The organism is Frigoribacterium endophyticum, assembly GCF_011759585.1.
In the GTDB taxonomy this organism is placed as follows: domain Bacteria; phylum Actinomycetota; class Actinomycetes; order Actinomycetales; family Microbacteriaceae; genus Frigoribacterium; species Frigoribacterium endophyticum.
This window is the reverse complement of record NZ_JAAOYV010000005.1, coordinates 1-8,282: the sequence shown is the minus strand read 5'-3', so window position 1 is coordinate 8,282 and position 8,282 is coordinate 1. Positions and strand designations below refer to the sequence as shown.

Sequence of the window (8,282 nt, the reverse complement as noted above, 5' to 3'; positions counted from 1 at the left end):
TGCGCTGGCTCTGGCCGCGGGGGGGGGGGGGGGGCGGGGGGGGGGGGGGGCGGCGGGGGGCGGGCCGCCCCCCCCCCCCCCCCCCCCCCCCCCCCCCCCCCCCCCCCCCCCCCCGCCGGGCCCCCCCCCCCCCCCCCCCCCCCCCGCCTCCTCGTCCGTTCCGCCCCGTGGTGGCCCCTGCCCCACCGGGCCCGCCGTGTCGAGCCCCTCGTCCCGCCCGTCGGGCGCGGGGCGTCGCCGCTAGGCTCGGCCCATGGCACTCGACAGTCCCCTCGGGGCGGACAGCCCCCTCAGCGACGACGACAAGACCGCGATCGAGCAGCTCTCCGGCATCCGGCAGAGCATCGACAACATCGACGCCGCTCTGGTGCACCTCCTCGCCGAGCGCTTCAAGTTCACGCAGTCGGTCGGTCACCTCAAGGCCGCGGCGGGCATGCCCGCGAGCGACCCGGAGCGCGAGCGCGTGCAGATCCAGCGCCTCCGCCAGCTCGCCGAGCAGTCGCACCTCGACCCCGCGTTCGCGGAGAAGTTCCTGAACTTCATCGTCGGCGAGGTCATCCACCACCACGAGCGCATCGCGGCCGACGCCGCGGCGACGCCGGGCGAGTGACCGCGGTGAGCGACGGCACGGCGCCCGAGCAGGAGCCGACGGCCCCGCGCGAGCCGATCGCAGCGAGCCCGGCCTCGGCCGCCGCTCCCCAGCGCCTCTACATCGGGTCGTACACCGCCTCGAGCGGGGGCTCGGGCACGGGCATCACCGTGCTCGAGCGCAGCGCGCCAGGCTCGCCCTGGCAGGCGGTGCAGACCGTCGAGGCCGACGACCCGTCCTTCCTCGTCGCGACGGAGGGGGCCCTGCACGCGGTCTCCGAGACGACGGAGGGGCGGGTGCTGTCGTACACCGTCTCCGCCGGCCAGCTGGTCGCCGCCTCGAGCGCCGCGGCGGGCGGGGCTGCTCCGTGCCACCTGCACCACGACCCGGCCTCCGGCGCGCTCGTCGTCGCGAGCTACGTCGGCGGCACCGTGGGCGTGCTGTCGAGCGACCCCTCGCACCCGAGCCGCGTCGTGCGCACCCTCGCGCTGCCCTACGGCCACGGCCCCGTCCTCGAGCGCCAGGAGCGGCCGCACGCCCACCAGGTCGTGTCGACCCCGTGGGGCACCGCCCTCGTGAGCGACCTCGGAACGGACCGCCTCGTCGAGATCGTCGTCGACCCCATCTCGCTCGACCCCGAGATCGTGGCCGTCCACCCGTTGCCGTCCGGCGCCGGGCCGCGCCACCTGGCCTGGCTCGACGACGGCCGGCTGGTCGCCGTCGGCGAGCTCGACGCGCGGCTGCACGTGCTGCGCCGGGTCGAGGGCAAGCTCGTGCTCGACCACTCGATCGAGGTCTTCGAGGGCGCGGCGTCGACGCCGGGCGTGCTGCCCTCCCACCTGGCGGTCGACGCCGGCCGCGTGTACGTCGCGACCCGGGGGCGCGACACCATCAGCGTCTTCACGGTGGGCGACGACGAGCGGCTGCGCCTCGTCGGCGAGTCGTCGTGCGGGGGCCGGTGGCCGCGCCACTTCGCGATCACGCCGGGCGTCCTCTACGTCGCGAACCAGGGCTCCGACACGGTGGCGGTGCTGCCGCTCGACCCCGAGACCGGGGTGCCGGGCGAGCCCGTCGACGTGTTCTCGCTGGGCAGCCCCGCCTGCATCGTCGCCGTCTGAGGGCGGGGGCCTAGACGCTCCGGCGCGCCAGGCCCTGCAGCAGGCCGATGACGTCGCCGATCGGCGCGCGGGCGGCCGCGGGGTCGACCGTCGCCTGGTCGAACGGGCCCGGGGTGAACCAGAGGCCGTCGGCGACGAGGCAGACGAGCCGGGCGACGACCGGGTCGCCCACCTCGTCGAGGACGACGTCGTACCACCGGCGCTGCATCGCGCTCAGCGCCTCCACCGCCCGGGGCCACCGGCCGCTCGACGCGAGGTTCGTGACGGCCGTGATGCACCGGTCGAAGGGGTCGTCGTCGGCCACCGCGTCGGGCGAGGAGGTGCGGATGAAGTAGTCGACGGCACCGTCGGCGGCGTTCGTCATCGCCGTCACGTCGGCGTCGATCAGGGCCTCGAGTCGTTCGACCAGGCCGTCGACGAGCGCCTCGCGCGAGGGGAAGTGGTAGAGCAGGCCGCCCTTGGAGACGCCGGCCTCGGCGGCCACCGCGTCGAAGGTGGCGGTGCGCTCGCCGCTGGTCGTGACGAGGTGCTCGAAGGCGTCGAGCATCTGCTCTCGGGCTGACGGACGGGGACTCATCCTGTTACTGTACCGTCTGGACGGTCTGCTGTACCGTCCGGACGGTACAGCTGGAGCACGACGCCCCGCTGCACCCCGACGCACCACGAGACCGAGGACCGACCATGACCGCGACCGCCCGCCGCCCCGCCGCCGTCCCCGAGCGCGCCGGCACGCGACAGTGGGCCGCGCTGGTCGTCCTGATGCTCCCCGTGCTGCTCGTCTCGGTCGACAACACCGTGCTGAGCTTCGCCCTCCCCGAGATCTCGACGGCGCTCCGGCCCTCGGCCGCGGCCCAGCTCTGGATCGTCGACGTCTACTCGCTGGTGCTGGCCGGCCTCCTGGTGGCGATGGGCTCGCTGGGCGACCGCTTCGGCCGACGTCGGCTGCTGCTGATCGGGGCCTCCGGGTTCGCCCTCGTCTCGCTCGCGGCGGCCTTCGCCCCGACCGCCGAGGCCCTGATCACCGCCCGCGCCGTGCTCGGCTTCTTCGGCGCGATGATCATGCCCGCCACGCTCTCGCTGCTCCGCAGCACGTTCACCGACCGTGACCAGCGTCGGCTCGCCATCGCGATCTGGGCCAGCGGCTTCGCGGCGGGCTCGGCCCTCGGCCCCGTCGTGGGCGGCGTGCTGCTCGAGCACTTCGCCTGGGGCTCGGTCTTCCTCATCGCCGTCCCGGTGCTCCTGCCGCTGCTGGTCGGCGCCCCGCTCCTCCTCGTCGAGAGCCGCGACCCCGCACCCGGGCCGTTCGACCCGGTGTCGGTGCTGCTGTCGCTGACGGCCATGGCGCCGGTCGTCGCCGCGGTGAAGCAGCTCGCGACGCACGGGCCGGGCCTCGACGTCCTGCTCCTGGCGGTGCTCGGCGTCGCCTCGGGCTGGCTCTTCGTCCGACGCCAGCTGCGGCGCGAGCGCCCCCTCCTCGACGTGCGGCTCTTCACCTCGCCGGTCTTCGCGGGCTCGGTCGTCGTGAACCTGCTCGCGGTCGTGGCGCTCGTCGGCTTCCTCTTCTTCACCACGCAGCACCTGCAGCTCGTCGTCGGGCTCCGCCCGCTGCAGGCCGCGCTGACCCTGCTGCCCGGGCTCGGCGCGATGATCGTCGCCGGCCTCGTGGTCGTGCCGATCGTGCGGCACGTCAGCCCGCGCACCATCGTCGCGACCGGCCTCGCCGCGGCCGCCGTCGGGTACGCCCTCGTCTGGCTCTCCGGGGCGGGCGCCCCGGTCGGCGTCTTCGTCCTCGCGTTCGCGCTCGTCGGGGCCGGGGTCGGCGCCGCCGAGACGATCTCGAACGACCAGATCATCGCCGCCGTCCCTGCCGACCGTGCCGGTGCGGCGTCCGCGGTGTCGGAGACGGCGTACGAGGTCGGCGCCGTGCTCGGCACGGCCGTGCTGGGCAGCATGCTGACGGCGATCTACCGCGGCTCGCTCGTCGTGCCCGCCGACGTGCCCGCCGAGGTCGGCGACGCCGCCCGCGAGACCCTGGGAGGCGCGGTGGCGGCCGCCGACGCCCTCGACGGCTCCGTGGCCACGCGCCTCCTCGACGCCGCGACCCACGCCTTCGACGCCGGCCTGGTCACCACCGCGGCCGTCGGGGCCGGCGTGATGCTGCTCGCCGTGGCGGTGTCGCTGGTGTCGCTCCGGCGCGCGTCCGCGAGCGACTGACCCCGCGCCTCCCGCGGGCCTTCCGGGGCGGTCGGCGGCGTCGTCGCGGCGGGCTCCCCGGGCGGGCCGCGGAGGTCCGTCGGCGTCGCCGGTCGTGGGTACAGTAGAGCCGTCCACCCCGAGCCGTGCAGGAGCCCCATGTCGCGAACCGTCAGACTCGCCGCCGTCCCCGGCGACGGCATCGGTCCCGAGGTCGTGGCCGAGGCTCTGAAGGTCCTCGAGGTCGCCGTGGGCGACGAGGCGAGCTTCGAGGTGACGCCCTTCCACCTCGGCGCGGCGCGCTACCTCGAGACGGGCGACGTCCTCACCGACGAAGACCTCGCGGCGATCGCCGGGCACGACGTCGTGCTGCTCGGCGCTGTCGGCGGCGACCCCCGCGACCCGCGCCTCGCGGGCGGCGTCATCGAGCGGGGGCTGCTGCTCCGGCTGCGCTTCGCGCTCGACCACTACGTGAACCTCCGCCCGACGACGACGTGGCCGGGGGTCCCGTCGCCGCTCGCCGACCCCGGCACCGTCGACTTCGTCGTCGTCCGCGAGGGCACCGAGGGGCCGTACGTCGGCAACGGCGGCTCCCTCCGCACGGGCACGCCGCACGAGATCGCCAACGAGGTCAGCGTCAACACGGCGCACGGCGTCGAACGCGTCGTCCGGTTCGCCTTCGAGAAGGCCCGGTCGCGCCGCGGTCGCCTCACCCTGGTGCACAAGACCAACGTGCTCGTCTTCGCGGGCAGCCTCTGGCAGCGCGTCGTCGACGCGGTCGCCGCGGAGTACCCCGACGTCGCGGTCGACTACCAGCACGTCGACGCCGCCACGATCCACCTGGTCGTCGACCCCGCACGGTTCGACGTCATCGTCACCGACAACCTGTTCGGCGACATCCTCACCGACCTCGCCGGCGCGATCAGCGGCGGCATCGGCCTCGCCGCCTCCGGCAACCTCAACCCCTCGGGCGAGTTCCCGAGCATGTTCGAGCCGGTGCACGGCTCGGCGCCCGACATCGCGGGGCAGCAGAAGGCCGACCCGACCGCCGCGATCCTCTCGGTGGCGCTGATGCTCGAGCACCTCGACCTCCCCGAGGCCGCCGACCGCGTGCACCGCGCGGTCGAGGCCGACATGGCCGACCGTGCCGCCGGCGGCGTCGGCGCCCCCGTCCGCAGCACTGCCGAGATCGGCACGGCCGTCGCCGACCGCGTCGCCGCCCTCACCACCTCCGTCGCCTGACGCCGCCCCGTCCGAGAAGAGCACCATGACCACGACCGACGACACCGCCTCGTCCACCGAGTTCGGGCTGAGCTTCGAGCTCACGCCGTCCGAGACCGTCCGCGCCGACGCCGAGCGCGAGGCGATCCTCTCCGACCCCGGGTTCGGCAAGCACTTCACCGACCACATGGTCTCGATCCGCTGGACGGTCGACGAGGGCTGGCACACGGCGCGCGTCCACCCGTACGGCCCCCTGCAGCTCGACCCCGCGGCCTCCGTCCTGCACTACGCGCAGGAGATCTTCGAGGGCATGAAGGCCTACCGCCACGCCGACGGCTCGGTGTGGTCGTTCCGGCCCGACGCCAACGCCCGTCGGCTCCAGCGCTCGGCCCGCCGCCTCGCCCTCCCCGAGCTCTCGACGGAGGACTTCGTCGAGAGCGTCCGTCAGCTGGTGCGCATCGACGAGTCGTGGGTGCCGTCGGCGCCCGAGACGAGCCTCTACCTCCGGCCGTTCATGATCGCCAGCGAGAGCTTCCTCGGAGTGCGGGCGGCTCAGCAGGTCGACTACCACGTCATCGCCAGCCCGGCCGGCGCGTACTTCAGCGGCGGCGTCTCCCCGGTGTCGATCTGGCTCACGACGAACTACGCCCGGGCGGGCAAGGGCGGCACCGGCGCCGCGAAGACGGGCGGCAACTACGCGTCCTCGCTGCTGCCGCAGCAGGAGGCCTACGAGAACGGCTGCCAGCAGGTGCTGTTCCTCGACTCGTCCGAGAGCTCCTACATCGAGGAGCTCGGCGGCATGAACGTGGTGCTGGTCTACGCCGACGGCACCCTGGTCACCCCCGACAGCGACTCGATCCTCGAGGGCATCACCCGCGACTCCGTCCTGGAGCTGGCGGAGGCCCGGGGCCACCGGGTCGAGCGCCGACGGGTCACGATCGACGAGTGGCGCGACGGCGTGGCGAGCGGCGCGATCGTCGAGGTGTTCGCCTGCGGCACGGCCGCGGTCGTCGTGCCGATCGCCGAGCTCAAGGGCGAGGACCTGCACATCGGATCGCCCTCGGCCGAGGGAGGTCCGCTCACGATGTCGCTGCGCGAGGAGCTCACCGACATCCAGTACGGGCGTCGCGACGACGTCCACGGATGGATGACGAGGCTCGACGCATGAAGATCGCACGGTTCGCGACCCCCGGAGAAGACCCCCGCTACGGCATCGTCGACGAGCGCGAGCTGATCGTGCTCGCGGGCGACCCGATGTACAGCGGCTACGAGACGACCGGCGAGCGGGTGTCGCTGCGCTCGGCGAAGATCCTCGCCCCGGTGATCCCGCGCTCGAAGGTGGTGGGCGTCGGCCTGAACTACCACGACCACGCCGACGAGCTGGGGCAGACCCCGCCGGAGGCGCCGCTGCTGTTCCTGAAGCCGAACACGACGGTCATCGGGTTCGGCGACTCGATCCAGCTCCCGCCCGACGTCGGCCAGGTCGACTTCGAGGGCGAGCTCGCCATCGTGATCGGCTCGATCGCGAAGCGGGTGAAGGCCGAGGACTACCAGAGCGTGGTGTTCGGCTACACGATCGCGAACGACGTGACCGCCCGCGACGTGCAGCAGTCCGACGGGCAGTGGACGCGAGCGAAGGGCTACGACACGTTCCTGCCGCTCGGGCCGTACATCGAGAACGAGCTCGACTGGACCGACGTGACGATCGAGACGCGGGTGGACGGCGAGGTCAAGCAGCGGGAGTCCACGCTGCAGATGATCCACAAGATCCCTGAGCTGATCGAGTACGTCACCGACGTGTTCACTCTGCTGCCGGGCGACGTGATCCTGACCGGCACCCCCGCCGGCATCGGTCCGTTCACGGCCGGTGAGACCGTCGAGGTCGCGATCTCGGGCATCGGCTCGCTGATCAACCCGGCCAAGAACCGGGTCTAGGCCCCACCCCGTGACGACCCCGAGCAGTGCCGTCGACCGCCCGCGCGCCGCGTGGCTGCCCGGGGTCGCCGCCGCCGCGGGGGCCGCGGTCGTCGCCTGCCTCCTGCACCTCGCGATCCCGGCGGTGCCGGTGCTCACCGCGAGCGTCCTGCTCGGCATCGTCGTCGCCCAGGTCCGACCGGCTCGGCGGTGGCTCGACGGGGTGCTCGCTCCGGGGCTCGCGCTCTCGGCCCGTCGCCTGCTGCGCGTCGGGGTCGTCCTGCTCGGGCTGAAGCTCAGCCTGGTCGACGTCGCGTCGCTCGGGGGCGTCACCATCGCCGCGGTCGTCGGCATCCTGGTCTCGACCTTCGCCGTGACGTGGGCGCTGGGCCGATGGGCGCGTCTCCCGGGTGACCAGCCGTTGCTGCTGGCGGCCGGCTTCTCGATCTGCGGGGCGTCGGCGATCGGCGCGATGAGCGCCGTCACCCGTGACCGCGGCAAGGACGCCGCGACACCGGTGGCCCTGGTCACCCTCTGCGGGACGGCCGCGATCGTCGTCCTCCCGGTGGTCGGGCGCGCGGTCGGCCTGACCGACGTCGAGTTCGGCGCGTGGACCGGGGCCAGCGTCCACGACGTCGGTCAGGTCGTGGCCACGGCGCAGACCGCAGGCGCCACCGCCCTCGCGATCGCGGTCGTCGTCAAGCTCACCCGCGTGGTGATGCTGGCCCCGGTCGTCGCCATCACGTCCGCGGTGGTCCGTCACCGCGGGGGCAGCTCCGGCACCCGACCGCCGCTGGTGCCCCTGTTCGTGCTCGGCTTCCTGGCCGCGGTCGCCGTCCGCACGCTGGTGGACCTGCCGGAGTCGGTGGTCACCGGAGCCGACACCGTGCAGACCGCACTGCTCGCGCTCGCACTCGTCGGGCTCGGCACCGGCGTCCGGCTCGAGCGCCTCGCCCGTACCGGAGGCCGCGCGGTGCTGGTCGGCCTGGGGTCATGGCTCTTCATCGCGGTGCTCTCGCTCGTGGTCGTCCGACTGCTGCCCCTCGGAGCCTGATCGGCCCTCCTGCCGCTCGGCAGGAACACCCCTGGGCGGCCGTGTGCGGCTCTCTGCCGGACGTTCAGGCCCTGGACCCTTGATTTTCCGGGCTTCGCGGTTGCGACACGCCCGGGATGTGTGGGGGTTTGGACGTTGGGCGGGTGGTGCCTGTAATGTTCTTTCTTGTCACCACAACGGTGCGGCGGAGCGA

8 protein-coding genes are annotated in these 8,282 nt (G+C 73.9%); 7 read left to right on the top strand and 1 reads right to left on the bottom strand.

Going from position 1 to position 8,282, the window contains the following annotated elements:
• Positions 1 to 253: 253 nt before the first annotated feature.
• Entirely contained in the window at positions 254 to 610 is a 357-nt protein-coding gene (locus tag FHR77_RS15510; RefSeq protein ID WP_056056136.1) for a chorismate mutase, read from the top strand.
• Positions 611 to 615: 5 nt separating this feature from the next.
• On the top strand, positions 616 to 1,707 hold the full coding sequence (locus tag FHR77_RS15505) for a beta-propeller fold lactonase family protein (protein WP_167261808.1): 1,092 nt from the start codon (positions 616 to 618) through the stop codon (positions 1,705 to 1,707).
• Positions 1,708 to 1,717: 10 nt separating this feature from the next.
• Here FHR77_RS15505 and FHR77_RS15500 read toward each other — a convergent pair whose 3' ends face one another.
• On the bottom strand, positions 1,718 to 2,284 hold the full coding sequence (locus FHR77_RS15500; RefSeq protein WP_167261806.1) for a TetR/AcrR family transcriptional regulator: 567 nt from the start codon (positions 2,282 to 2,284) through the stop codon (positions 1,718 to 1,720).
• Between the two features lie 104 nt (positions 2,285 to 2,388).
• On the opposite strand from FHR77_RS15500, the gene FHR77_RS15495 reads away from it, so the two are divergent.
• The 5 genes from FHR77_RS15495 (at position 2,389) to FHR77_RS15475 (ending at position 8,089) form a co-directional block, all read left to right on the top strand.
• A complete protein-coding gene (locus FHR77_RS15495) occupies positions 2,389 to 3,921 on the top strand; it encodes an MFS transporter (RefSeq protein WP_167261804.1) in 1,533 nt (510 codons plus the stop codon).
• A 138-nt stretch (positions 3,922 to 4,059) separates the two neighbouring features.
• Positions 4,060 to 5,142 (top strand): 3-isopropylmalate dehydrogenase, encoded by a 1,083-nt coding sequence (locus tag FHR77_RS15490; RefSeq protein ID WP_167261802.1) that lies wholly within the window; start codon positions 4,060 to 4,062, stop codon positions 5,140 to 5,142.
• A gap of 25 nt (positions 5,143 to 5,167) precedes the next feature.
• Positions 5,168 to 6,289, top strand: a complete 1,122-nt coding sequence (locus tag FHR77_RS15485; protein WP_167261800.1) for a branched-chain amino acid aminotransferase — start codon at positions 5,168 to 5,170, stop codon at positions 6,287 to 6,289.
• On the top strand, positions 6,286 to 7,056 hold the full coding sequence (locus FHR77_RS15480; RefSeq protein WP_056056144.1) for a fumarylacetoacetate hydrolase family protein: 771 nt from the start codon (positions 6,286 to 6,288) through the stop codon (positions 7,054 to 7,056). Before FHR77_RS15485 ends, FHR77_RS15480 begins: the two co-directional genes overlap by 4 nt.
• Before the next feature lie 10 nt (positions 7,057 to 7,066).
• Positions 7,067 to 8,089: a putative sulfate exporter family transporter gene (locus tag FHR77_RS15475; RefSeq protein ID WP_167261798.1), complete on the top strand. Its 1,023-nt coding sequence runs from the start codon at positions 7,067 to 7,069 to the stop codon at positions 8,087 to 8,089.
• Positions 8,090 to 8,282: the final 193 nt, after the last annotated feature.